The sequence below is a fragment of the Wenyingzhuangia sp. IMCC45574 genome (genome assembly GCF_054182685.1).
In genome coordinates, this window is sequence record NZ_CM135169.1 from 3,810,602 (window position 1) to 3,837,011 (window position 26,410).

23 protein-coding genes and 1 pseudogene are annotated in these 26,410 nt (G+C 31.3%); 20 read left to right on the forward strand and 4 right to left on the reverse strand.

The genetic code is table 11. The features are described from left to right. The first annotated feature begins 22 nt into the window (after positions 1–22). Positions 23–517, forward strand: coding sequence for a metallophosphoesterase family protein (locus tag ACXHHC_RS16210; protein WP_458227413.1), 495 nt, complete (start codon positions 23–25; stop codon positions 515–517). Here the strand turns inward: ACXHHC_RS16210 and ACXHHC_RS16215 are convergent. Together ACXHHC_RS16215 and ACXHHC_RS16220 are read right to left on the reverse strand one after the other, a co-directional pair. Further along, positions 514–2,292 carry an AMP-dependent synthetase/ligase gene (locus tag ACXHHC_RS16215; protein WP_458227414.1) on the reverse strand — a complete coding sequence of 593 codons (1,779 nt, stop codon included), beginning with the start codon at positions 2,290–2,292 and terminating at the stop codon, positions 514–516. The two genes, ACXHHC_RS16210 and ACXHHC_RS16215, sit on opposite strands and share 4 nt — an antisense overlap. Before the next feature lie 55 nt (positions 2,293–2,347). Next, positions 2,348–3,289, reverse strand: coding sequence for a LysR substrate-binding domain-containing protein (locus ACXHHC_RS16220; protein WP_458227415.1), 942 nt, complete (start codon positions 3,287–3,289; stop codon positions 2,348–2,350). Between the two features lie 126 nt (positions 3,290–3,415). Here ACXHHC_RS16220 and ACXHHC_RS16225 point away from each other — a divergent pair, with 126 nt between their 5' ends. The 8 genes and pseudogenes from ACXHHC_RS16225 to ACXHHC_RS16260 all read left to right on the forward strand — a co-directional run. Then, on the forward strand, positions 3,416–3,883 hold the full coding sequence (locus ACXHHC_RS16225; RefSeq protein ID WP_458227416.1) for a Dps family protein: 468 nt from the start codon (positions 3,416–3,418) through the stop codon (positions 3,881–3,883). A gap of 288 nt (positions 3,884–4,171) precedes the next feature. Continuing rightward, positions 4,172–4,966, forward strand: a complete 795-nt coding sequence (locus ACXHHC_RS16230; RefSeq protein ID WP_458227417.1) for an HAD-IIB family hydrolase — start codon at positions 4,172–4,174, stop codon at positions 4,964–4,966. Beyond that, the gene (locus ACXHHC_RS16235) at positions 4,959–6,113 is read left to right on the forward strand and encodes a glycerate kinase type-2 family protein (RefSeq protein WP_458227418.1); all 1,155 of its coding nucleotides are present in this window, start codon (positions 4,959–4,961) and stop codon (positions 6,111–6,113) included. Before ACXHHC_RS16230 ends, ACXHHC_RS16235 begins: the two co-directional genes overlap by 8 nt. Positions 6,114–6,116: 3 nt before the next feature. Continuing rightward, the gene (locus ACXHHC_RS16240) at positions 6,117–7,328 is read left to right on the forward strand and encodes a glycosyl transferase (RefSeq protein WP_458227419.1); all 1,212 of its coding nucleotides are present in this window, start codon (positions 6,117–6,119) and stop codon (positions 7,326–7,328) included. Continuing rightward, positions 7,325–9,070 (forward strand): sugar phosphorylase, encoded by a 1,746-nt coding sequence (locus tag ACXHHC_RS16245; RefSeq protein ID WP_458227420.1) that lies wholly within the window; start codon positions 7,325–7,327, stop codon positions 9,068–9,070. Before ACXHHC_RS16240 ends, ACXHHC_RS16245 begins: the two co-directional genes overlap by 4 nt. A gap of 1,401 nt (positions 9,071–10,471) precedes the next feature. After that, positions 10,472–10,864: a transposase gene (locus tag ACXHHC_RS16250; protein WP_458227421.1), complete on the forward strand. Its 393-nt coding sequence runs from the start codon at positions 10,472–10,474 to the stop codon at positions 10,862–10,864. Positions 10,865–10,878: 14 nt separating this feature from the next. Further along, positions 10,879–11,727 (forward strand): IS3 family transposase, encoded by an 849-nt coding sequence (locus tag ACXHHC_RS16255; protein ID WP_458229231.1) that lies wholly within the window; start codon positions 10,879–10,881, stop codon positions 11,725–11,727. 1,103 nt (positions 11,728–12,830) lie between these two features. After that, positions 12,831–14,211: pseudogene (locus ACXHHC_RS16260) on the forward strand (IS1182 family transposase); the annotation flags it as partial. A gap of 211 nt (positions 14,212–14,422) precedes the next feature. Here the strand turns inward: ACXHHC_RS16260 and ACXHHC_RS16265 are convergent. Both ACXHHC_RS16265 and ACXHHC_RS16270 read right to left on the reverse strand, forming a co-directional pair. Next, positions 14,423–15,001 carry a hypothetical protein gene (locus ACXHHC_RS16265; RefSeq protein WP_458227422.1) on the reverse strand — a complete coding sequence of 193 codons (579 nt, stop codon included), beginning with the start codon at positions 14,999–15,001 and terminating at the stop codon, positions 14,423–14,425. A gap of 1 nt (position 15,002) precedes the next feature. Further along, positions 15,003–16,262, reverse strand: coding sequence for a hypothetical protein (locus ACXHHC_RS16270; RefSeq protein ID WP_458227423.1), 1,260 nt, complete (start codon positions 16,260–16,262; stop codon positions 15,003–15,005). Positions 16,263–16,545: 283 nt separating this feature from the next. Here ACXHHC_RS16270 and ACXHHC_RS16275 point away from each other — a divergent pair, with 283 nt between their 5' ends. The 11 genes from ACXHHC_RS16275 (at position 16,546) to ACXHHC_RS16325 (ending at position 26,401) form a co-directional block, all read left to right on the forward strand. Beyond that, entirely contained in the window at positions 16,546–18,090 is a 1,545-nt protein-coding gene (locus ACXHHC_RS16275) for an IS1182 family transposase (protein WP_458227424.1), read from the forward strand. Positions 18,091–18,145: 55 nt separating this feature from the next. Further along, entirely contained in the window at positions 18,146–19,117 is a 972-nt protein-coding gene (locus ACXHHC_RS16280; protein ID WP_458227425.1) for a DUF4240 domain-containing protein, read from the forward strand. Positions 19,118–19,391: 274 nt separating this feature from the next. Further along, positions 19,392–19,784: a transposase gene (locus tag ACXHHC_RS16285; RefSeq protein WP_458227421.1), complete on the forward strand. Its 393-nt coding sequence runs from the start codon at positions 19,392–19,394 to the stop codon at positions 19,782–19,784. 261 nt (positions 19,785–20,045) lie between these two features. Then, complete coding sequence (locus ACXHHC_RS16290; protein ID WP_458227421.1) at positions 20,046–20,438, forward strand: transposase; 393 nt, start codon at positions 20,046–20,048, stop codon at positions 20,436–20,438. Between the two features lie 14 nt (positions 20,439–20,452). Further along, complete coding sequence (locus ACXHHC_RS16295; RefSeq protein WP_458229231.1) at positions 20,453–21,301, forward strand: IS3 family transposase; 849 nt, start codon at positions 20,453–20,455, stop codon at positions 21,299–21,301. Positions 21,302–21,343: 42 nt separating this feature from the next. Beyond that, complete coding sequence (locus tag ACXHHC_RS16300) at positions 21,344–22,660, forward strand: T9SS type A sorting domain-containing protein (protein ID WP_458227426.1); 1,317 nt, start codon at positions 21,344–21,346, stop codon at positions 22,658–22,660. A gap of 233 nt (positions 22,661–22,893) precedes the next feature. Beyond that, positions 22,894–23,388, forward strand: a complete 495-nt coding sequence (locus ACXHHC_RS16305) for a hypothetical protein (protein WP_458227427.1) — start codon at positions 22,894–22,896, stop codon at positions 23,386–23,388. Positions 23,389–23,539: 151 nt separating this feature from the next. Continuing rightward, complete coding sequence (locus ACXHHC_RS16310) at positions 23,540–23,932, forward strand: transposase (protein ID WP_458227421.1); 393 nt, start codon at positions 23,540–23,542, stop codon at positions 23,930–23,932. Positions 23,933–23,946: 14 nt separating this feature from the next. Then, complete coding sequence (locus ACXHHC_RS16315) at positions 23,947–24,795, forward strand: IS3 family transposase (RefSeq protein ID WP_458229231.1); 849 nt, start codon at positions 23,947–23,949, stop codon at positions 24,793–24,795. A gap of 377 nt (positions 24,796–25,172) precedes the next feature. After that, positions 25,173–25,754 carry a hypothetical protein gene (locus ACXHHC_RS16320; protein ID WP_458227428.1) on the forward strand — a complete coding sequence of 194 codons (582 nt, stop codon included), beginning with the start codon at positions 25,173–25,175 and terminating at the stop codon, positions 25,752–25,754. 125 nt (positions 25,755–25,879) lie between these two features. Then, positions 25,880–26,401 (forward strand): hypothetical protein, encoded by a 522-nt coding sequence (locus ACXHHC_RS16325; RefSeq protein WP_458227429.1) that lies wholly within the window; start codon positions 25,880–25,882, stop codon positions 26,399–26,401. Positions 26,402–26,410: the final 9 nt, after the last annotated feature.

The window sequence follows — 26,410 nt, forward strand, 5'->3', positions numbered from 1 at the left end:
GAAAAATAGCGATGTTTGTAAGATGAAAATACTTTTACTTTCGGATACGCACAGTCATATAGATAAAAGAATTTTAGAATATGTAAAGCAGGCTGATGAGGTTTGGCATGTTGGAGACATTGGAGACATTTCTGTAACAGACAAAATAAAAGAATTAAAACCTTTGCGAGCTGTTTATGGTAATATAGATGGGGCAGAGGCTAGAGCAGAATTTCCTTTAGATAACCGATTTATAGTAGCTGGTTTAGAGGTGTGGATGACTCATATTGGAGGCTATCCAAATAGATATAGCCCTAAAGTAAAAGAATTGATAAAAGAAAACCCACCGAAATTATTTATCAGTGGGCATTCGCATATTTTAAAAGTTCAATACGATCAAAAATTACAATTGTTGCACATGAATCCTGGTGCAGCGGGTAAACACGGTTTTCATCAAGTTAGAACCATGCTTCGTTTTGAAATTTCTAATGGAGAAATTACCAATTTAGAAGTTGTGGAACTTGGGAAACGTGTTTAATGTTTCTTAGGGTAAATTTTCTCGTATAAATCAGCATAAATTTGTAAAACAATTCTACGTTTCATTTTTAATGTTGGTGTCAAATGTCCAGCATCTATAGACCACTCATCCGGAGTCAATTCAAAACGTTTTATTTGCTCCCATTGTCCAAAATGTTCGTTGCAAAGTTTAATTTCTTGCTGAATTCTATCTTGTACTTCTTTATTTTTAATAAGGTCTTCGTTCTTTTTAATTCCTTTGATCCCTTTAATTGTACACCAATCTTTTACATAAGCAAAATTTAATTGAATAAGGGCTGCGGGCATTTTTTGTCCTTCTCCAATTACCATTACTTGTTCTATAAAACGTGATTGTTTTAATTGGTTTTCTAGTAATGTTGGTACAATGTATTTACCTCCAGAAGTTTTAAAGATTTCTTTTTTACGATCGGTTATTTTTAAAAACCCTTCGCTATCTATCTCACCAATATCTCCGGTATGAAAAAAGTCTCCAGTCATTACAGATGCTGTTTTTTCTGGATCTTTAAAATAACCTAGCATAATATTAGGCCCTTTTACCAATATTTCTCCATCCTCGGCAATTTTTACTTCCTGATGTTGCAACGGTTTTCCAACAGTTCCCATTTTAAAGGCTTTGTTTTTAATGTCGTTTACGGCAATTACAGGAGAAGTTTCGGTTAAACCATATCCTTCTAAAATTGGCATTTCTGCAGCTGCAAATACTCTAGCCAATCTTGGTTGCAAAGCAGCACTACCAGAAACCAATACTTCTAGTTTACCACCTAAAGCTTCTTTCCACTTGCTAAAGATTAATTTTCGTGCAATTTTTAACTGAAACTCATACCAAGCTCCGTTTGCACCAAAAGGTTCAAATTTTAAACCTAAATCTACAGCCCAGTAAAATAAAAACTTTTTAATTCCACTTAGCTCTCTACCTTTTGCGTAAATCTTATCGTATACTTTTTCGTACAATCTAGGTACGGCAGTCATAATTTGTGGCTGAATCTCTTTTAGATTGTCACTAATAGTATCTAAAGACTCTGCAAAATAAACTTCTATACCATTGTATTGATACAAGTATAAAATCATACGTTCGAATACATGACATACGGGTAAGAAACTTAAACTTTTACTTTTACCTTGCTCAATAGGAACTCTAGGAGTAGAGTCTACAGTGTTAGAAACAAGGTTGTTGTGGCTTAACATAACCCCTTTTGGGTTTCCTGTTGTTCCAGAAGTGTAAATTAAAGTTGCTAAGTCATTTGGCTGAATGCTTTCTTTTCTAGCTTCCAATTCAGCATCTTTATCTGATTTTTCTCCTAAAGCGACTAATTCTTTCCAGTGAGAAATACCTTCAATTTCATCAAAAGAATAAATGGCTTTTAAGTTGGTGTTTTCTTTTACCGCATTAACCTTATCTAAGATTTCCTTATCAGACACAAAGCAGTAAATTGCTTCTGAATGATTGAAAATGTATTCATAATCTTTAGAAGATATAGTAGGGTATATAGGTACATTTTGTGCACCTGTTTGTAAAACGGCTATGTCTAAAATATTCCACTCGGTTCTATTGTTGCTAGATATAACCGCAATTTTATCGTTTTTTTGAATGCCTAATTCTAATAGTCCTTTAGACACAAGGTTGTACGTATCTATATATTCTTTGGTAGAAATAGACACCCACTCTCCATTATGTTTACTTGTAAAAGCTTTCTCCAGGGGGTAGTTATTCAATTGATATATAGGAAAATCAAAGATTCTTGAAGGTTGTTGCATTTTTGTTGAATTAGTTGCAATTAATTTATGAAATTATTTTAATCTATTCAAACCGTTACTTCATTTTTAACGGACTTACTATAGAAACATCATTAAAGGCAATTACCCCACGTATAATATTAGAAATTTCGTCTTTTAACGCATTTATAATTTGAAGTTTAAGTCCGGCTTTATGATATAGCAAACTTACTTCTCTTGCGGGGTATGGATTTTGAAACTCTCTAATTAGTTTTTGATCCTCTTTTGTTAAGTCCAAAGAGTTTAAATAAGGCAATAGGGTCATTCCTAATCCTTCTTTGGTAAGTTTAATTAAAGTGTCAAAACTTCCACTTTGTATAGAGAATTTTTTAGTTTCTTTTAAAGATAAGGAACTACAAATGTTTAATACGCTTTCTTTAAAGCAGTGTCCGTCTTCCAATAGTAATAAGTCATCGGCACTTAAATCATCGGGAGTTAAACTTTTTTCATCGAACAAACGATGTCCCTGGTGTAATAATCCTACAAAAGGCTCGTAGTATATAGGCATTTCCTTTAGCATGTCTTCCTGTAAAGGAGTGGCAGCTATGGCAGCATCTAAATGTCCGTCCTTTAATTTTTGTATAATTTCCTCTGTGGTTAATTCAAAAATAACCAACTCTACCTTAGGGTATTTTTTGTTGAATGTTTTTAAGAACAAAGGAAGTAAGCTAGGCATAATAGTAGGTATAATTCCTAGTTTAAATTCTCCTCCTATATATCCTTTCTCTTGCTGAACAATATCGTTTATTCTACTGCTTTCGTTTACAATAGTTTTGGCTTGTTCTACTATTTTTTTACCTACCTCGGTAACCTCTATGGGTTTTTTGTTACGATTGAATATTTGAATCTCTAATTCCTCCTCTAATTTGTGAATTTGCATACTTAAAGTAGGCTGAGTTACAAAGCAATGTTCCGATGCTGTGGTAAAGTTTCTGTACTCTGCAACAGCCAATACGTACTTAAGTTGGGTAATGGTCATGGTCTAGTTTAGGGTAATTGAGTTTGTTTATACTAATATCAAAACTATCGATTATATTTATAATAAGCAATCAACTCTTTCTATTTATTTTTGTGATAGAAAAATAAAAATCAATAAATAATAATTATGAAAACAATCGTAAAAATCAATACAGAAGAGTCTAAAGTTTTAGTAACTAAACTAAATGAATTATTAGCTAGTTTCCAAGTACATTATCAAAATTTAAGAGGAATACACTGGAACATTAAAGGAAAGAAATTCTTTGAGTTACATGTAAAATTTGAAGAGTATTATACAGACTCTCAAGAGAAAATTGATGCTGTTGCAGAAAGGATACTAACACTAGGTGGAACACCATTGCATACTTTTTCTGATTATTTGTCAGCCTCTAAGGTGGTTGTAGGAAAAGACATTTCTAAAGATGTAGTGGCAGTAGAATTGGTTGTTAATGGCTATGCAGTTCTTTTAGATATAGAAAGAGAATTACTGTCTTTAACAGATAGTTTAGATGACGAAGGTACAAATGCATTGATTAGTGAATTTGTAAGCGAGCAAGAGAAAACACTTTGGATGTTAAAGTCTTGGTTGGCTTAATTTATAACACACATTCTATTAAATGCAAACACCCCGCAATTGCGGGGTGTTTTTTTGTTTTGTTAACAAAGTCATCGAAAACTTTATCGTTAACAATATATAAAGTTTATTTACTTTTTAGGGTGTCATTATATACCCTAAGACCTGTTTTATAGCAGCTATAAAACGTGAAATGTATTGTAGCTTTGTTGTAAACTATATGTTATAAGCTAAATTTTATACAGTTTTAGCAATAAAGTTTAAAAAAATTAACAAACCAAAAATAATTTAACAAACGAAGCTAATCTGATGAAAAGAATCGTATTTACAGATTTAGACGGAACATTTATTAATCATGATAATTACTCGTTTGAGGAAGCCCAAGAAGCTATAGACACACTACTAGATAATGATATACCTTTAATATTTACCACCAGTAAAACCAAAGCAGAAGTAGAGATATTACAGAATGAAGTTGGGATTATTGAACCTTTTATAGTTGAAAATGGTGCCGCTCTTTTTATTCCACAAGGCTATCAAATGTTAGACTTTTCTTTTTTAGAAGAATTCGAGAACTATTGGGTGTATCAGTTGGGAGTGTCTTATAAAGATATTCTAACTTTTTACGATGCCAACAAAGAGCAATTTGGAATGTTAGGTTTTAGTGACATGACTTTAGACGAAGTAGCAGAATATACTGGTTTGTCTATTACAGATGCTGCACTGTCTATGGATAGAGATTTTACAGAGCCTTTTATTTTAAAGGACGAATCGAAATTAAAAAAACTAACAGATTTGGCTTTGGCCAGTGGAATTAAAATTACCAAAGGAGGTAGATTTTATCACTTAATTGGCAGTCAGCAAGATAAAGGGAAGGCGGTTGCAAAATGTGTAGCCTTGTTTAAAGATGCATACAATGAAGAGATAGAATCTATAGGTTTGGGAGATGGTCAGAATGATATTCCATTGTTAGAAAATGTTACCATACCTATTGCTATTCAAAATCATTATGGAGAATACATCAGTGTAGATAAGAAACGTTTTCAGAAATCTAGCTACAAAGGAGCTAAAGGTTGGAACGAAATGATATTAAAAAATGCATAGAGAAGAATTAGAAAAAATATACTACACAGCCTTGCATAAGGTTACTGCAAAAGCCTTGGTTAAAGACAATATTTCTATAAACGAAGGACTTCTTAACATTGCAGGTAAAGTATATAAGTTAACAGATTATACTGGGTTGTATGTTTTTGGTGTAGGAAAAGCAGCATTGGCAATGGCCAAAGAGTGCGAAACCGTGTTAGAAGATGCTATATCGGGAGGTTTTATTGTTTCGCATGAGGAAGGAACCTTGTCTTATGCCAAACACTTTACGTCTACACATCCTATTGTTTCAGATAAAAGTATAACCGCAGCAACTACTTTGTTAGAGGAGGTTAGTAACCTTAAAGAGACCGATTTGTTTATCTTTTTACTATCGGGAGGGGCTTCTGCTATGATAGAAAAGCCTATTAATGGACTAACATTAGATGATTTTACAAAAATTTCGTCTTCTTTGTTAACTTCTGGAATAGACATAAAAGCATTGAATACTGTTCGTAAATCTATCTCTGAGATAAAAGGAGGAAAGTTGGCCAATGCAATAAAAGCAAAAGGAGAAGTATTGGTGTTGAGTGATGTAATTGGAGATGATTTAAACACCATAGGTTCTGCACCCATGTATAATGGAAAATTTACACATCATTTAATAGGAAATAACACCATTGCATTAGAAGAGGCAAAGGCTTATATAAGTACCAAGGTAGCCGTGGCAGAAGTGCTTACCACTACCTTAGATTGTGCTTCTGAAGAAGCAACCACATTTATTAAAAAAGAAATAAAAAAATACGACGAAGCCTATTCTAGTTTTTGCCTACTAATTGGTGGTGAGACAACTACCATTGTAAAAGGAAAAGACGGTTATGGAGGTAGAAACCAAGAACTAGCGTTACGTTTGTTATTAGAAGATGTAGTAAGCGAAAATATTTCTATCTTAAGTGCAGGTAGCGATGGGATAGATGGAAGGTCCGAAGCTACAGGGGCTTTTGTAGATGGGGAGATTTATAATAAAATAACAACACAAGGATTAAATCCGACAGCATATTTAGAAGCAAGTGATAGCAATACGTTTTTTAAACAATTGGGCTACGACTTTGTAACAGGAATAACTGGAACCAATGTAATGGATTTTATCGTTGTATTAAAACAATAATTAATGGCAGATTTTTTTCAGAATGGGGTAATTACTACCCTTCAGAATTTAGGGGATAGAAGTTTAGAAGATTTAGAGGGTGAGCTAGAAAAATTTAGCGAAAGAAGAGGGATGGTACTTTTATTACCTGCATTGTATTCTGAATTTGAAACTCCTGCAATGCATAAAATAATTGATGAACTTAAAAATGTAAAATACTTATACAAGATAATTTTAGGCTTAGACCAAGCTACAGAAGAGCAGTTTAAAGAGGTAAAGAAAATTATGTCTGTTTTGCCTTGTAGAGTAGAGGTATTATGGAACGATGGACCTAGGATTAAAGAATTATATAACGATTTAACAGTAGAAGGTTTTCCTGGTTTAGACACACCGGGTAAAGGAAGAAATGTATGGACTATGTTAGGGTATGCATTGGCAGACAAAGATGCCTATGCATTTGCATTGCACGATTGTGATATTGTAAACTATAGTAGGGAAGTACCAGCCAGGTTATTTTATCCGATTGTACACCCAGCTTTAGATTTTGAGTTTAACAAAGGGTTTTATTCTAGAGTAACCAATAAATTACACGGTAGAGCTACTCGTTTATTGTACACTCCTTTAATCAATTCGTTAGGAAAAGTATACGGAAGAAATAAATATTTAGAATACATGGAGAGCTTTAGATATTCCTTATCTGGAGAATTCTCTTTTATTCGTTCGTTGGCAAGAGGTATTCCAATTTCTCCTACTTGGGGATTAGAGGTGTCTACCTTAAGCGAGGTGTATAAAAGTACGTCTAACAAAAGAATTTGTCAGACAGAAATTATGGAAACCTACGAGCACAAACATCAGAATTTAGGAGATCAAACCACGGGAGGTGGTATATATAAAATGTCTAAAGATATTGCAAAAACAATTTTTAGAGTTATGGCTCAGGAAGGAGTTGTTTTTTCGCAAGCTTCTTTTAAAACCTTATTGGCTACTTATTTTCAAGAATCTAGGTTTGAGATTTCTAAATACAATGCCTTAAGTAAATTAAACTCATTAAAGTACAATAGAGAAAAAGAAATTAATGCAGTAGAAGCTTTTCAGGATGCTATTAAAGAAGCATCGAGAGAGTTTTATGAAGACCCTATGGGAGTTCCTTTGTTATCGTCGTGGATTACAGTACGCTCTGTAATGCCAGACTTCTCTAATAAATTTGTAGAATACGTTAAAAAAGATAATGAATGATGATGCACATCTCGGACAAAAATCACACAATAAGTCAAAGGATTCATAAACTATATCCGCCAGAAGTTGCTGCAAGAGCAGTAGATAGTATTGTAGATTTAATTTTTAAATACAAAGCACGAATTAAGTCTAATGAATATCATTTAAGTGAAAAAGATATTATTTTAATTACCTACGGAGATCAGGTGCACAAAGATTACGAGCCTTCGTTGTCTACCCTAAAAGGGTTTATGGATAAGCATTTAAAAGGGATCATTAATTCTATTCATATTTTGCCTTTTTACCCATATTCATCGGACGATGGTTTTTCTGTAGTAAATTACAGTGCGGTAGACCCTAAAATGGGTTCTTGGCGAGAAATAGAAGAGATAAGTGGAGATTACCGTTTAATGGTAGATGGTGTTATTAATCATATTTCTCAGTTTTCAGATTGGTTTAAAGCCTTTTTGTCTGGAGATCCTTATTTTAAAGACTTTTTTATAGAGGCAGATCCTTCTGTAGATTTAAGCAAAGTGGTAAGACCTAGGGCTTTACCGTTGTTAAGCGAGTACAAAGATGCAGCAGGAAATACTAGGCATGTTTGGACAACCTTTAGTAAAGATCAGGTAGATTTAAACTACAAAAGCCACCGTGTATTAAGAAATGTATTAGAAGCTTTGTTTTACTATGTAGAAAAAGGAGCAACTTTAATTCGTTTGGATGCGATTGCTTTTATTTGGAAAGAGATAGGAACAGAGTGTGTACACTTAGACGAAACACACGAACTGATTCAGTTAATGCGTGAAGTATTGCACGAGGTAGCACCCGAAGTAATTATTATTACAGAAACAAATGTACCGCATCACGAAAACGTATCTTATTTTGGTAGTGGAGATGATGAGGCACAAATGGTGTACAATTTTGCCTTACCACCGTTATTGTTACATTCTATTTTAAATGGAAATACAGAAACCTTAACCAAATGGGCTAAAACATTAACCTTGCCTAGTAACAAGGTGTGCTTTTTTAATTTTACGGCAAGTCACGATGGAGTAGGTTTACGACCAATTAAAGGAATTTTAACGGATGATGAGGTAGATTTATTGGTTTCTAGAGTAAATAGCCATGGAGGTTTGGTTTCTTACAGAACAGAGTCTGATGGAAGCAAAACTCCGTACGAGTTAAACTGTAGTTATATAGATGCGTTAACAAATCCTAATGCAGACGATGAAATTCGTTACAAAAGAATGTTGGTGGCACAAGCTAGTGTGTTAGCAATGCCTGGAGTGCCTGGAATATATTTTCACTCTTTAGTAGGGTCTAGAAATTACCAAGATGGTGTAAAACACACCCGAATTAATAGAACCATTAACCGTGAAAAATACCATATAGACTGGTTAGAAGAAGAGTTGGCTACAGACGAAACTTTGGCCAAGGTTATTTTCGAAAATTATAAAAAGATTATAGAAATAAGAATTAACCAACCTGCTTTTGATCCTTTTGGAACTTTTGAGTTTTTAGATTTAGGAACAAAAGTATTTGCTGTAGATCAACATGCAAGAGATGAAAAAGAAAGAATTGTAGCAGTACATAATTTTACTGCAGAAGAGTTGGTGGTTACCTTACCAGAGACCGTTAATTTGCCATTAACCAATTTGTTGGCAGAAGGAATTACAGATTATTTAGATTCTGCAAGGTATATAACTAGTAGAACCTTAAGACTACAACCGTATCAAATGATGTGGTTAAAGGGGATGTTGTAATTTTATTTTACAAATACATTAATTCTTAGTTTTTATATTGTGCCGAGAGGTATTGGTTGTTAAATAAGCCAATACCTCTTGTTTTTTGTTTTGATAATTGTTAGGAATAGCTCGTAGGATTTGTTAGATTTGAGCTAGATAAGATGAGTTAAAAACTTTTCTTATACATCTATTTTTTGGAGTATAAGGTGAGTTTTGTTTAACATATAACCCGTTGTCTTCAAGTTTGAATCGAAAATTCAAACTAACATTTTAACTCCAATTTTCTTTAGTCGTTTAACTCGTTAATCTGTATCGTAACTCTGCTGAATTGAAACAGTAGAAACGTATATAAAAAGGCTCTGTACCCTGAATAATTGAAAGTAGCTCCGTGAATGAACTGTAGCAGCGAATAAAAATATTGAAAGTCCCAAAAACATCGGAAGTGTTGCAATCTCGAAAAGTAAATTATAGCCATATCTGAAAATCGTAGCAACGCTGAATTAAAAGTAACAACGTGAATCTTTTAGTGGCTACGTACTTGAAAGAACAGCGGCAATGTTGAAAATTAAACGTAACTCCATAAATGATTCAGTAGTTACTTAAAAAACAGTAGCAGCGAAAAACCAAAAGACAACACTGCATAGGCTCGATTTTTGGCTTTGTTACTAATTTTTAGTTCACTACTTTTATAAAAAAATAGGCTATAACCGAGAGGGCTCTGTCCTTTTACCAAAAATCCAGCCTATACAAACTCGTTAACTTAAATAGCGCAGTAAATTCGGTCGAATTTACCACAGCCATTGTAATTTAACGGTATCTTAAATCGTTTCTGTCCAATCCTAACGCGCGAAAAATGGAATGGAATCAATCGAATTTGAAAAAACGTGTAAATGAATTCAGGTACAATAAGTATGAAATAATTGAACAAAAACCGTCTCTGAACTGTGCGCTGACAATTATACTGCTGAAACAAAATATGTAAGGTTTTGAAAATAGGAATACATTTTTGAAGAGTGCGCTGAAAATCTGAAAAAGTAATTCTGAAAATATTGAACGATTATAAAAACAACGGACAAGAGTTGAAAATGAATAAAAACAGTAGCTACGTGATTGAAGTTTTATATTCTATTGAATTTATAATATGAAAAGCTAAATTAAGTTAACAACACCTATAATTAATACAGGCTTCTGTCCTAGCCTAGAACTTTGTAGCTTATTTACTTGGTCACAAAAGCCTTTATTATTAGTTTTAGTCAAAAAATTAAAACAAATAAAAAGGCCTTTGCTTTAGTCTTAATATGATACGTTCGTAACTTATCTGATCCTGTACTAATCATAGCTAAAACCGTTGGCAAACATTAGTAAAATGTATCGTCCTGAAATAGGTTGACTAAAATTTTAACTAAAAACAGTCAACTTATGGAGAGTTCTAAAAAACAACCCTGTCGAAAAAAAACGTACACAAAAGTAGGTTTTGAACTAAAACTTTTAATCATTGACCAAATTCAAAATGGTCAAATATCTACAAATTTTGCTGCTAAAAAATACAATATCTCTAGATCCTCTATTGATTATTGGATTAAAAAATATAGTACCTTAGAGCAAAAGAAAAGAGCCATGAGCAAACAGGACGAAATCAAAAAATTGAAAGAGAAAATTGAAGAATTGGAGTTCATCAAAGACTTTCAACAAGATGTCATTGCGGATATGGAACTTATTACTGGTGCGGAATTGTCAAAAAAGTCGTTGCCCAAAACATTAGCAGAAGAGATTCAGAAAAAGAAACAAAACCGTTTAAAAGAAAATGGTTAGTACAATGTTTTGGGATTAGTAAACAAGCATTTTACAAACGATTAAAATCTCACAAAAAACAACAAGAAACAGAGGCCATAATTGTCCTAATTGTAAAACAACACAGAAAGAAATTTGGACAATATTTAGGAACTAGAAAGTTATATCTTCAACTTAAAAACAAGTTTGTATTACTTGGAATTAAAGTAGGTAGAGACAAATTCTTTAACATCCTTAAAAGACATAAACTACTGGTTAAAAGAAATAAAAACTACCATACAACAACGAACTCTAGACACTTTTTTTACAAGTATAAAAATCTTATAAAAGATAAAGTGCCTACAAGGCCTGAGCAACTTTGGGTAACAGATATAACCTACATTAAAACTGACAATGGACATGCTTATTTAGCTTTAGTAACCGATGCTTATTCTAAAAAAGTAATGGGATATAACATAGATAACCATATGAAAACTTCTCTTTGCTTAGAAGCCCTTAAAATGGCTCTTAAAAATAGAAAATATCCTGATCAGAAATTGATTCATCATTCAGACAGAGGGTTCCAATATTGCAATCCTACATATACCAGGTATGTTGAAGATAATAATATCATAATGAGTATGACAGAACAATATGATCCTTATGAAAATGCTATTGCTGAGAGAATTAATAGAACTTTAAAATATGAATATGGACTTAAAAATGTAATTAAAAACCTTAAATTAGCTCAAAAGATTACTAACAAAGCTGTAAAGATTTATAATAATCATAGACCGCATTTTAGTCTAAATTTATGTACTCCTGAATACGTTCATAAAAACAAAAATGTAGATTATAAATCTTACAGAAAAAATAAAAAGAAACTGGAATTATTAACCTTTTAAAACAGACAAAAAAGGTCAACCTATTTCAGGACAATACATCGAAAATTCAAACTAACATTTTAACTCCAATTTTATTTAGTCGTTTAACTCGTTAATCTGTATCGTAACTCTGCTGAATCGAAACAGTAGAAACGCACATGAAAAGGCTCTGTACCCTGAATAATTGAAAGTAGCTCCGTGAATGAACTGTAGCAGCGAATAAAAATATTGAAAGTCCCAAAAACATCGGAAGTGTTGCAATCTCGAAAAGTAAATTATAGCCATATCTGAAAATCGTAGCAACGCTGAATTAAAAGTAACAACGTGAATCTTTTAGTGGCTACGTACTTGAAAGAACAGCGGCAATGTTGAAAATTAAACGTAACTCCATAAATGATTCAGTAGATACTTAAAAAACAGTAGCAGCGAAAAACCAAAAGACAACACTGCATAGGCTCGATTTTTGACTTTGTTACTAATTTTTAGTTCACTACTTTTATAAAAAATAGGCTATAACCGAGAGGGCTCTGTCCTTTTACCAAAAATCCAGCCTATACAAACCCGTTGTCTTCAAGTTTGAAGCGAAAATTCAAACTAACATTTTAACTCCAATTTTCTTTAGTCGTTTAACTCGTTAATCTGTATCGTAACTCTGCTGAATTGAAACAGTAGAAACGTATATAAAAAGGCTCTGTACCCTGAGTAATTGAAAGTAACTCCGTGAATGAATGTGTAGCTTTGATTCAAAAGGTTTTAGGCTCAGAAAATTTTGAAACCGTTGAAAACTGTAAAAGTAGCCTTGTTTGAAAAATCGTAGCAACGCTGAATTGAAAGCAGCAGTGTGAATCTTTCAGTGGCTACGTACTTGAAAGAACAGCGACAATGTTGAAAATTAAACGTAGCTCCGTAAATGATTCAGTAGATACTTAAAAAACAGTAGCAGCGAAAAACCAAAAGACAACACTGCATAGGCTCAATTTTTGGCTTTGTTACTAATTTTTAGTTCACTACTTTTAAACAAGGTTGGTCACGGCCGATAGTTTCGCTGCTATTTAACCAAAAATCCAGCCTATACAAACCCGTCAGACTGTCTCAAAACTATTAGATATTACTTATCTTTAAGTATGCAGTATCTTCAAAAACAACCTCGTACACAGATTACACTTTTTACTACTTGTCTAGACGATATGATTCCTTTGGAAAACTCTGTTCGTATTATTGACAATTTTGTGGATTCTTTAGATATGGCTGAGTTAGGTTTTAATTCTTTACAAACACAAGGAAGACCTCCCTATGATCCTGCGGATTTGTTAAAGCTCTATATCTATGGGTATATGAACAGAATACGTTCTTCTAGACAATTAGAAATTGAATGTAAAAGAAACATAGAACTCTTTTGGCTCATGGGGAACCTAAAACCTGATCATAATACCATTTCTCGTTTTAGAAAAGACAATCCAAAAGCTATTAAAAGGGTCTTTAGAGCTACTGTAAACATTGCTAAAAATCACAATCTTATTGGGGCGGTTTTAATTGCAGGGGATTCTACCAAACTAAGAGCACAAAACAGTAAGAAAAACAACTACAACCCTAAAAAAGTACAACGACATATTGAGTATATTGATAATAAGCTGTTAGAGCACGAAGCTGAACTTGATAAGGAGGATGAACCTAAGAAAAGGGAAGAAATCAAACAGATCATCAATAAAAGAAAAGAACAAAAACATAAATATAATCAGATCGCTAAAACTCTAAAAGGGGATACAACTTCTGACAACCCTCAATTGTCAACCTCTGATCCTGAAAGTAGACATCAAATTGTTAGAGGGAATATTACAGAGGTATGTTACACTGCGCAAACAACGGTAGATGAAAAACACAAAATCGTTATTGACTATTTAATTACCAATCAGAGTGATAAAAAAGAGATGGGGACGATGCTCAGAAGAGCCAAAACCATTTTAAGAAACAATCGCTTTGTAGCCTTGTACGATAAAGGATATCATGCCGGAAGCGGGTTTAAAGTGGCTTCTGATTTGGGAATCAAAACATTGGTGGCTATCCCTAATATTGGTAGAAAATCTCAAGCTCCAAACCCTAAATACAATGCTGAAAATTTTGTTTATAACCACCTTAAAGACTCCTATACTTGTCCGCAAAAAAACGAACTGAACACCAATGGAAATTGGTATGCTTCTAGGAATTATAAATTCAAACAATACAGAACAAGCGCTTGTAAAAATTGTATAGTTCGTAGCCAATGTACAACGGCTAAGAATGGTAAAATTGTACAACGTACTGAGTATACTCAGTACACAGAAATCAATGCCAAAAACGTAGAGAGATACCCTGATATGTACAAAAAAAGACAAGCTTTAGTAGAGCATCCGTATGGCACTATAAAAAGGCAATGGGGATATGATTATATTATAACCAAAAAAGGAAGAAAAAGAGCGAGTGCCGATTTTGGACTCATTACCATAGCATATAACCTAAAAAGACTTATGAAACTAGGCTGGAAAGCTATAGATGTACTCTTTTTAACTCTAAAGGGCTTATATAGACTCTTAATTCGAGAAATAAGCGAGATCTATAAAGGTTTTTACTTTTTAATGGGAATAGCTTTTTTTTACAAAAACCAAAGTGTTAAATCGTAGAATTCTGTACTTTTAAAGAAAAAAAGGTGGTTATGAGACAGACTGCCGTTATATGTAATTTACACTAAAATTAGTGATTCATCAAAAATTTCTATTGAATTCTGAAGTCTTAAAATTACGTTATGTTTGTTTTTTAAATTATATAAATAACTCGGTGTTAGACTGAAATTTGAAAAAGGTTCATCTTGCATTGGTAAGGAGGCTATTAAATAAGATGTATTGTCTTTTTCTTCAAATACACCTGCCTGAATGTAATGATATCGAGTCTTGAATAATTGTTTAATAGCTTTCTTTAAATTATGCTTGTTATTTTTAGGTAAACAGCTATATTTTAATTCAGAGAATAAAATCCAACTATTCTCATCAGATATAGTTGGAAACAATGAAACTTCACATTGACTCTTGGGTTTACCGCAATTAAATGTAAAACTTGTATTATCAAAAATTACTACTTCTAAAGCTAGCTTAGTAGGATTTGTAACTGAAAGATAATCAATATCATTACAAGGATCTGGTGAAAAGACTTCTACTGACCTTGCATGTTGAGTTTGTAAAGAATAATCTGCAACATATACATCATCTTGATACGTATTTAAACTATGATTAGGGAATTCATTTATAATATTATTTTTAATCATCCTAAATGAAATTTAACATTACATAAAAATCATCCATGACTTCTTTCATATTTTTATCAAAAAAGTTCCCTCCTATTAAACCATTTTCTTGTTGGATACATGAAATTTTTCCGTCGTGCAATTCATAAACGCTAATATCTTTAGGATTTATTTTTGACTTTAAACATGCTAGTCTTTGTTTTAATTTATGAGGAATTCTATCCTCAGTTATAAAAGACAAAATACAATTGTTAATCGCATATAGAACATATGGACTATGAGTTGTAAAAGTCAAGCTATGTTCTAATTCATTATCAAAATATTTTAATAATTTGTATATAAGCTCTTTTTGCGTTGAAGGAAATAGATTTTGTTCAGGTTCTTCAATTATTAAATTTGTTCTATGTGTCTGAAATAAATTATTTCTAACTTTTTTGAATCTTTCGAATAACGGAATTATTTTTTCATCTTTTTCTGAAATTTTTTTATTTACTTCTTTTATTTTTTCCTTCCTTTCTTCTCCTTGAAAATCTTTATTATAATGCTTTTTGAAAATAAACTTACTTATCATAAGCTGCATTACTTTTGCTTTTACTTCATCTAATTCGTAAGAAGATTGTTTTTCTTGGTCATAAATATTATTTATCAAGTTATCAACCATAGTTAACAACGGTGTAACAGAATGTACACCACTTGAAGCTTGTGAAAGTAAAATATCAAATTTTTCGGAAGTTATGTGACTTTCCTTGTTCTCTTCAGAGTAATAATATTCAATACCTAAATCTAATATTTCAAATCTATTATCATGATTATAAACTTTTCGAGTATCAAACCAATCATATAAAAAACTTCTTAAGTAATTATTAGGTAATTCAACTTTTTCCATCTCAGGAAGAATTACAGTACTTCTTTCTGATGGTATATAAGAAATTTTAGATCTAGTATAATCAAATCTCGTATTTAGCCATTTTATTGAGACGTTATCTATAGTATAAAAAATCTCTATCGCATCTCCAATAAAGTGTATTTCACTAGAAGCCTTAAAGTAACCTTTCATCTTATGAAAAGTTTCTAGTTTTTCAATAAAAAATAAATTGTCTAAATATTTTTCATATGACTGATGAAAAGAAATATCTTTTTCTAACCAACTACAAAAACTTAAAATTTTAGCTATGGTACTTTTTCCACTACTTTGTTGTCCCATAAAAACATTAAATTTGTTTATAGAAAAATTAACATCTTGTATTGGACCTATATTTTTTACAGAAAGAGTTTTACCCATAATCGTTTAAAATTCGACAGCAAAAGTAATTATAAATTTTATCAATAACGAATAAAACTACATATAACAACGGCTAAAAATACATTTGGGGTTTTGTTTCTTTTTCGATGTTTTGTGCTTTTAAACTTGGTCACAAAAGCCATTTACATTATTTTTAGAATAAAATAATTAACTGGCTTTTGTTTGGTTCTAGTTCGATAATTAATCGTTCTAAACTCCCAAACGTTTTTTAGCCAAACCGTCAGACTGTCTCAAAACCATTAGATATTACTTATCTTTAAGTATGCAGTATCTTCAAAAGCAACCTCGTACACAGATTACACTTTTTACTACTTGTCTAGACGATATGATCCCTTTGGAAAACTCTGTTCGTATTATTGACGACTTTGTGGATTCTTTAGATATGGCTGAGTTAGGTTTTAATTCTTTACAAACACAAGGAAGACCTCCCTATGATCCTGCGGATTTGTTAAAGCTCTATATCTATGGGTATATGAACAGAATACGTTCTTCTAGACAATTAGAAATTGAATGTAAAAGAAACATAGAACTCTTTTGGCTCATGGGGAATTTAAAACCTGATCATAATACTATCTCTCGTTTTAGAAAGGAGAATCCAAAAGCTATTAAAAGAGTCTTTAGGGCTACGGTAAACATTGCTAAAAACCACAATCTTATTGGGGCTGTTTTAATTGCTGGTGACTCTACCAAACTAAGAGCACAGAACAGTAAGAAAAACAACTACAACCCTAAAAAAGTACAACGACATATTGAGTATATTGATAATAAACTCCTAGAACATGAAGCTGAACTTGCTAAGGAGGATGAACCTGATAAAAGAGAGGAAATCAAACAGATCATCAATAAAAGAAAAGAACAAAAACATAAATATAATCAGATCGCTAAAACTCTAAAAGGGGATACAACTTCTGACAACCCTCAATTGTCAACCTCTGATCCTGAAAGTAGACATCAAATTGTTAGAGGGAATATTACAGAGGTATGTTACACTGCGCAAACAACGGTAGATGAAAAACACAAAATCATTATTGACTATTTAATTACCAATCAGAGTGATAAAAAAGAGATGGGGACGATGCTCAGAAGAGCCAAAACCATTTTAAGAAACAATCGTTTTGTAGCCTTGTACGATAAAGGATATCATGCTGGGAGCGGGTTTAAAGTGGCATTTGATTTGGGAATCAAAACATTGGTTGCTATCCCTAATATTGGGAGAAAATCTCAAGCTCCAAACCCTGAATACAATGCTGAAAATTTTGTTTATAACCACCTTAAAGATTCCTACACTTGTCCGCAAAAAAACGAACTCAACACCAATGGAAATTGGTATACTTCTAGGAATTATAAATTCAAACAATACAGAACAAGTGCTTGTAAAAATTGTATAGTTCGTAGCCAATGTACAACGGCTAAAAATGGTAAAATTGTACAACGTACTGAGTATACTGAATACACAGAAATCAATGCCAAAAACGTAGAGAGATACCCTGATATGTACAAAAAAAGACAAGCTTTAGTAGAGCATCCTTATGGCACTATAAAAAGGCAATGGGGATATGATCATATTATAACAAAAAAAGGTAGAAAAAGAGCTAGTGCCGACTTTGGACTCATTACAATAGCATATAACCTAAAAAGACTTATAAAACTAGGGTGGAAAGCAATAGATATACTCTTTTTAACTCTAAAAGGCTTATATAGACTCTTAATTCGAGAAATAAGAGTCTATAAAGGTTTTTACTTTTTAATGCAAATAATCTTTTTTAACAAAATTAAAACAGCAAATCTTAAATTTCTGTACTTTTAAAGAAAAAAAGGTGGTTCTGAGACAGACTGCCGTTGGCAACCATTTGAAAAAATCTATGAACATAAAAGAAGGAGACGTTTTTATAACAAAACTAAAAAGGAATTTTTTTGGTGCTTTTAAGGTTTTAAAAAGAGGAAAATCTTTTTTTGAGGATTCTGATAATGGTTTATTAATGATTGGAGTTCTTAATTATATTGACACCGAAAAACCTCTCATTAACGACAAAAATCTTGAACAAATTTTGTGCTGTAATAGGTTTTCAATGTCTGACAATTATTGCATTAATTTTTTTACAGACAATCCAAAGTATAATAATATTAAGGAATATGAATTTCTTGGTAATTTACCATTAACAGATTTTGAAAGAAAGTTAGAATTTAAGTTAGGAAGCGGAAGAGATGGATTAGATGGAGGTTTTCCTTTATCTGGAGTAATAGAAAGTCATATTGGAAATAATGCATTTTACGAATGGAGATGGAAAAATGAAAAGGAAGAGTTTATAAAAGAAGCTGAACAAGATAAAATTGAATTTCAAAAACGAATAGAAGCACACAGAAGAAGGCAAATGAAGCCTAAAAAGATGCTGAATGAAAATTCATTTTGGGAAATTATAGAATTAATAGATTGGACAAAAGGAGAAGATGCGGAAAGAACAAAGCCTGCAATTGTTTTTTTGAGCAAGAAAAAAGTTTCTGAAATAAAACAGTTTCAAGAAAATTTAAGTTATAAACTTTATCAATTAGATACCAAAGAACACGCAAAAAATATCGGAGAAGAATCTTATAAAAACGAGGAAACACATTTTTCAGTTGACTACTTTTTATACGTTCGTTGTTGCGCAATTGCAAACGGTAAAAAGGTTTTTGAAAACGCTTTAAGCAATCCGAAGCAAATGCCTAAAGACATAGATTTTGAAGCATTATTGTATTTAGCAGAAGAAGCATATGAAAAACGAATGAATAAGGAATTAGAATACGAAACAGGTTGTGATTATGAAACATTTTCTAATATTAAAGGTTGGGAATAAAAAAACGGTTGCCAACAATGTATAAAAAAAATAGGGCAAAAAGTGCTTAATCGAAAGGTCTGTGTGCATTTGCCAAGTGGCCAAATTTTTAAATTTGGTATAATTGAAAATAGAAAAGATAATTAACAAAATTTAAAAATTCGGCTTTAGCTTAATCCGAAAAGTATTGCTTAAAACTGCCCTACTTTTCTTATACTAGACCGTTGTACTTAATTCCCAAAACGTATCGTCCTGAAATAGGTTGACTAAAATTTTAACTAAAAACAGTCAGCTTATGGAGAGTTCTAAAAAACAACCCTGTCGAAAAAAAACGTACACAAAAGTAGGTTTTGAACTAAAACTTTTAATCATTGACCAAATTCAAAATGGTCAAATATCTACAAATTTTGCTGCTAAAAAATATAATATCTCTAGATCCTCTATTGATTATTGGATTAAAAAATATAGTACCTTAGAGCAAAAGAAAAGAGCCATGAGCAAACAGGACGAAATCAAAAAATTGAAAGAGAAAATTGAAGAATTGGAGTTCATCAAAGACTTTCAACAAGATGTCATTGCGGATATGGAACTTATTACTGGTGCGGAATTGTCAAAAAAGTCGTTGCCCAAAACATTAGCAGAAGAGATTCAGAAAAAGAAACAAAACCGTTTAAAAGAAAATGGTTAGTACAATGTTTTGGGATTAGTAAACAAGCATTTTACAAACGATTAAAATCTCACAAAAAACAACAAGAAACAGAGGCTATAATTGTCCTAATTGTAAAACAACACAGAAAGAAATTTGGACAATATTTAGGAACTAGAAAGTTATATCTTCAACTTAAAAACAAGTTTGTATTACTTGGAATTAAAGTAGGTAGAGACAAGTTCTTTAACTGTATCGTCCTGAAATAGGTTGACTAAAATTTTAACTAAAAACAGTCAACTTATGGAGAGTTCTAAAAAACAACCCTGTCGAAAAAAAACGTACACAAAAGTAGGTTTTGAACTAAAACTTTTAATCATTGACCAAATTCAAAATGGTCAAATATCTACAAATTTTGCTGCTAAAAAATACAATATCTCTAGATCCTCTATTGATTATTGGATTAAAAAATATAGTACCTTAGAGCAAAAGAAAAGAGCCATGAGCAAACAGGACGAAATCAAAAAATTGAAAGAGAAAATTGAAGAATTGGAGTTCATCAAAGACTTTCAACAAGATGTCATTGCGGATATGGAACTTATTACTGGTGCGGAATTGTCAAAAAAGTCGTTGCCCAAAACATTAGCAGAAGAGATTCAGAAAAAGAAACAAAACCGTTTAAAAGAAAATGGTTAGTACAATGTTTTGGGATTAGTAAACAAGCATTTTACAAACGATTAAAATCTCACAAAAAACAACAAGAAACAGAGGCCATAATTGTCCTAATTGTAAAACAACACAGAAAGAAATTTGGACAATATTTAGGAACTAGAAAGTTATATCTTCAACTTAAAAACAAGTTTGTATTACTTGGAATTAAAGTAGGTAGAGACAAATTCTTTAACATCCTTAAAAGACATAAACTACTGGTTAAAAGAAATAAAAACTACCATACAACAACGAACTCTAGACACTTTTTTTACAAGTATAAAAATCTTATAAAAGATAAAGTGCCTACAAGGCCTGAGCAACTTTGGGTAACAGATATAACCTACATTAAAACTGACAATGGACATGCTTATTTAGCTTTAGTAACCGATGCTTATTCTAAAAAAGTAATGGGATATAACATAGATAACCATATGAAAACTTCTCTTTGCTTAGAAGCCCTTAAAATGGCTCTTAAAAATAGAAAATATCCTGATCAGAAATTGATTCATCATTCAGACAGAGGGTTCCAATATTGCAATCCTACATATACCAGGTATGTTGAAGATAATAATATCATAATGAGTATGACAGAACAATATGATCCTTATGAAAATGCTATTGCTGAGAGAATTAATAGAACTTTAAAATATGAATATGGACTTAAAAATGTAATTAAAAACCTTAAATTAGCTCAAAAGATTACTAACAAAGCTGTAAAGATTTATAATAATCATAGACCGCATTTTAGTCTAAATTTATGTACTCCTGAATACGTTCATAAAAACAAAAATGTAGATTATAAATCTTACAGAAAAAATAAAAAGAAACTGGAATTATTAACCTTTTAAAACAGACAAAAAAGGTCAACCTATTTCAGGACAATACACAACATGAAAAAAACAACACTACTAAAATTAATTTTAACAATCTTATTTTACAACACACTACTAAATGCTCAAACATCTGTTGGTGGAGGAATCTTCTCTGATACTGTTTGGACATTAGAAAATAGTCCATACACCGTGACAAATGATGTAGTTGTTTTCGACAACGTTAAGTTAACTATTGAACCTGGTGTTATAATTGAATTTGATGATTCAAAAGAAATGGAAATTAGAGGAGGAAATCTACAAGCTATAGGTAATAACACTAAAAAAATAATATTTAAATCTTCTTCGCAAAACCCTTCTAAAGGAATATGGAAAGGGTTAAGGTTTGTTAACCGTTCTAGTTTAGATAATTCGAAATTAGAATTCGTAGAAATTTCTTTTGCAAACATTGCTATTGATACAAAAGAAACACAAGTTTTTGGCTCAGACCCTATATGGAGTATCAGTAATTCTAAATTCTACATGAATGATATTGCTATTGACGTAGATTCCTCTGAAGAAAACAATTTTTACAATTGTATTTTTGATAATAACAGAATAGCAATCAATTCACTTAATTACTCAGAAGTATTAAATTGTGTTTTTGAAAATAATGAAATTGGAATAGGATATGTTTTTGACACTCTAATTAGTAAAAATATATTTCGAAACAATACAGGAACAGCATTAATAAGTTTTAGAGCTACAATTGATGGAAATTTACTGGAAAACAATAACACTGCCATAGATATCAAATTATTTACTAATAGCGTGGTTAAGAACAATATTGTAATTAATAATAATATTGGATTCGTAGTAAAAGGAGAAAGTAATAGTCCTGTGAATGGTTTTTTTAATAATTGTATATATAACAATTCTCTGTACAATATAAAACATGAAAATAATATTGGATTGAATTTGAGTAATAATTTCTGGAATACAACAATTTCAAGTGAGATAGAGAATACTATTTATCATGCTGTTGATGACATTGCTCTTGGGTTAATTGATTTTAGTTCTTTTCAAAACAATTGTGAAGCTTTAAATACATTAAGTATAGAAAATTATGCAATTCATAATAAAAACTTTTCTCTTTCAAGTTTTCCAAACCCAATTGATCGAATAGTTACAATAGAAGTAAATCTAAAAAAAGATGGAAAGTATTTGCTAAACTTATTTGATTCGACTGGTAGAATGGTTAAAAAAATTTCAAATAAAAATTATTCGAGTGGAGAACATAAAATTATTCTCGATACTCAGAATTTAAACTCAGGAATTTACTATCTAACACTTAGAAACAGTTCAAATTCGATTACTAAAAAATTAATTAAAATTTAAAATACTTTATCTAACACCACTAACCGTTACACAAGTCCCAAAAAAATAAGAAAACAACTTTACTATAGAGCCCTTTTAAGGGCTTTGTATTTTTAGATCCTTAGAATACATACACTATTGCTTAAAAGAATACCATGGTTTTATAGAGTATATTTTTAATACCAAATAATACAACAATAACACATTTAATTGTTAACTTGGTTTGTGTTATTGGGTATTAATACACATGTAAATTGGAAAGTAATTCTTCAAAAAAGGGCTTGTTAGTAAAGCTCATTGTTCTGGTAATTTTGGTATGGGCAATATCTACCATACTTATTTCATATTTCTTACCCAACTGGGCAGATAGAGGTAGTTTTGGCGATTCCTTTGGAGCTTTAAACGCATTATTTTCTGCACTTGCGTTTGCGGTTCTAATATATACCATAGTACTGCAACAAGACGAGATTAAGGAGAACAGACGAGAGATTGAATTGAATAGAAAAGAACTTTCTAAAAGTTCTAAGTTGCAACAAAAATCTCAGGAAGTACTAATGCAACAAGTAGAGCAAACTCATTTAACAGCCAAAATGAATGCCATGCGAATTTTGGTAGATTATTACAATAATCAAATATTAAACCCTAAAAATACAGAGGAAACCATAGAAAAAGCCAAACTAAAGAGAAAGCAAATTATCATTCAGATAGACGAATTGATTGATGGTTTGGGAGATTCTGATGCTGAATAGGTAAGTCTGTGTTTTAATTTGTTTTTTATAATTGTTCGTAGTATTAGCTTCTTTTTGTTAGGTTTGGTTGAAGAGGGGCAGATGTTTTATTCCTTAAACTGTATCGTCCTGAAATAGGTTGACTAAAATTTTAACTAAAAACAGTCAACTTATGGAGAGTTCTAAAAAACAACCCTGTCGAAAAAAAACGTACACAAAAGTAGGTTTTGAACTAAAACTTTTAATCATTGACCAAATTCAAAATGGTCAAATATCTACAAATTTTGCTGCTAAAAAATACAATATCTCTAGATCCTCTATTGATTATTGGATTAAAAAATATAGTACCTTAGAGCAAAAGAAAAGAGCCATGAGCAAACAGGACGAAATCAAAAAATTGAAAGAGAAAATTGAAGAATTGGAGTTCATCAAAGACTTTCAACAAGATGTCATTGCGGATATGGAACTTATTACTGGTGCGGAATTGTCAAAAAAGTCGTTGCCCAAAACATTAGCAGAAGAGATTCAGAAAAAGAAACAAAACCGTTTAAAAGAAAATGGTTAGTACAATGTTTTGGGATTAGTAAACAAGCATTTTACAAACGATTAAAATCTCACAAAAAACAACAAGAAACAGAGGCCATAATTGTCCTAATTGTAAAACAACACAGAAAGAAATTTGGACAATATTTAGGAACTAGAAAGTTATATCTTCAACTTAAAAACAAGTTTGTATTACTTGGAATTAAAGTAGGTAGAGACAAATTCTTTAACATCCTTAAAAGACATAAACTACTGGTTAAAAGAAATAAAAACTACCATACAACAACGAACTCTAGACACTTTTTTTACAAGTATAAAAATCTTATAAAAGATAAAGTGCCTACAAGGCCTGAGCAACTTTGGGTAACAGATATAACCTACATTAAAACTGACAATGGACATGCTTATTTAGCTTTAGTAACCGATGCTTATTCTAAAAAAGTAATGGGATATAACATAGATAACCATATGAAAACTTCTCTTTGCTTAGAAGCCCTTAAAATGGCTCTTAAAAATAGAAAATATCCTGATCAGAAATTGATTCATCATTCAGACAGAGGGTTCCAATATTGCAATCCTACATATACCAGGTATGTTGAAGATAATAATATCATAATGAGTATGACAGAACAATATGATCCTTATGAAAATGCTATTGCTGAGAGAATTAATAGAACTTTAAAATATGAATATGGACTTAAAAATGTAATTAAAAACCTTAAATTAGCTCAAAAGATTACTAACAAAGCTGTAAAGATTTATAATAATCATAGACCGCATTTTAGTCTAAATTTATGTACTCCTGAATACGTTCATAAAAACAAAAATGTAGATTATAAATCTTACAGAAAAAATAAAAAGAAACTGGAATTATTAACCTTTTAAAACAGACAAAAAAGGTCAACCTATTTCAGGACAATACAAACCGTGTAGAAATAAAAACTTACAGGTACAATTAACACGGGTAAAGATTGCATAAATACCAAATAAAATAGCCTTTTTAAAGTGGGCTTATTCTTTTACAGTTTTCTAAATACAGCTTTGTTCTAACAGTAAAGTTCATTAATTTTAAATAAAAATTGTTTTTGGTCGATGTGGTTTAGCTCTTTAACTCACAAGTCGGCTTATGGTACTCGTTGATAAATTTTAAAAGCGAAAACAGAATACATGGGATTTGGATTCAATCTAGGGGAGATTTTCATTTAGTGTTTAAATCTGAAAAGTTTCATAATATCTATTTTAGAAAATTAGAAATGAATAAAATGAAAGACGACTACATTGACATGAGTAAAATATACGGAGCTTTTATATTGGTGCTTTTTATTCTATGCGCATATATACTTTATAAATACATGCATCCAGAAACTCAATTTTATTCTAAAACCAACAAAGTATACGGTGTTGTAATTGACAGTGAAACCACCAATGGTCCTTTTGGAAAAACCTATGAAAATTTAATCTCCTATTACTTCGTTACGAGTAAGAACGACACTATTTTCAATAGAAAACAAAACAGAAATTTAGGTTTTCAATTTGCTACAGGGTGTAGAATAGGAGTGGAATATCAAATCAACAAACCTGAAAAGAATTACCCATACTTTTTAAAAGAACCAGAGTACTTAAAGGTAAATGTTGTAGAGAATGCGAATTATAAATTAAGCTATACCAAAGAGGCCTTTGTTTTTGCAAGAAAAGTAGGACCTTATATGTTAAAAGATAAGATTTTTGGAGTTGTGCTTAGCTCACAAGGAACTACGATTACTCTAAAAGACTTAAGAACTAAGAGGGTAGAAAAATTGAATTTGAATCGTAAGGAAGAGTTGAATTTATTGTTTTGTGACTAATATAATAAGCCTGATTTTTTGGCTTTGTTTCTAGTATTTAGTTCGCTACTTTTAGCTAAGATTAATTCCTATAAATGATGGGTTTAATTCTTTAAAAAATGTAATCAAACCTTAAATATATAACTATGAAAAAGATCAAATTCACCTTGTTAACTCTGTCAGTTTTTTTAATCGCAAGTTGTTCTTCAGACGATACTTCTGGTACTAATTCAGGAAATCTATTTGTAGAATGGAAACTGACTAAAATATTGGTAGCAGAAGCAAACAAAGAATTAACACATTGTGAAAAAGGAGAGGGAGTAATTTTTACTGAGAATGCTAAAGCTAAGTACATTATTGTAGATGAAGAAGGTTTTGATGATAACATTATTCAAGAAGGCTTTGAAGAATGTGATTACAGGTACGCAAATTATGATTTGCATGTAGATGAAAATAATGAGTTTTTATATTTAATTGTTCCAATGGAAGGAGATATTTATGGGGTAGACGATTACATAGCTCAATTTGAAATTATTACATTAAGTTCGAGCAGTTTGACATTAAAACTGACTGCTGAAACATCTAAGGGAAAGCTTGCCGATTTTGAATTGAACAAAGTGGAAGTTGCTGATAATGAGAAAGAAACTTATTTCTACGATAAGAAGTAAATAAAGTAG